1 protein-coding gene is annotated in these 467 nt (G+C 64.7%); it reads right to left on the reverse strand.

Annotation, left to right across the window (positions count from 1 at the left end; translation table 11 throughout):
- Window positions 1–161: 161 nt before the first annotated feature.
- On the reverse strand, window positions 162–467 hold a 306-nt coding region (locus tag GR198_RS35190; RefSeq protein ID WP_164070487.1), incomplete at its 5' end, for a transposase.

A 467-nucleotide genomic window follows, 5' to 3' on the forward strand; every position in this document is an offset into this window, starting at 1 on the left:
GCGCTAATGGCTGCCCCTCACCCTAACCCTCTCCCCGTTCTGACGGGGAGAGGGGACGTGCCCTGCGAGATATAGGGGGGACGGAGAGGTCCGCGGCATGTCCCTTCTCCCCGCAGGCGGGGAGAAGGTGGCGGCAGGCGGATGAGAATCTGTGTTGGTTGTCAAGGCGGATTTGGTGTCCAGATGCGATCGTGAGCTAGGAGGCAGTTTGCCAAGACGAGCAGCTTGCGCATGATGGCGACCAGGATGACCTTGGCAGGTTTTCCTGCGGCTTTGAGCGTGTCTGCGAAACGAGCCAGGGCGGGATTGTATCGACGGGCCGACAAGGCGGCCATGTAGCGCGCGCGCCGGGGTGCTGGCCTGCCGGCGCGGATGGAACGACGTCCGGTTCGGGCACCGCTGTCGTTGGCGATTGGTGCAAGCCCTGCCAGCATGGCGGCCTGCTTGCCCGAACAACTGCCCAACTC

This window comes from Rhizobium leguminosarum (genome assembly GCF_010668065.1).
Classification (GTDB): Bacteria; Pseudomonadota; Alphaproteobacteria; order Rhizobiales; family Rhizobiaceae; genus Rhizobium; species Rhizobium leguminosarum_S.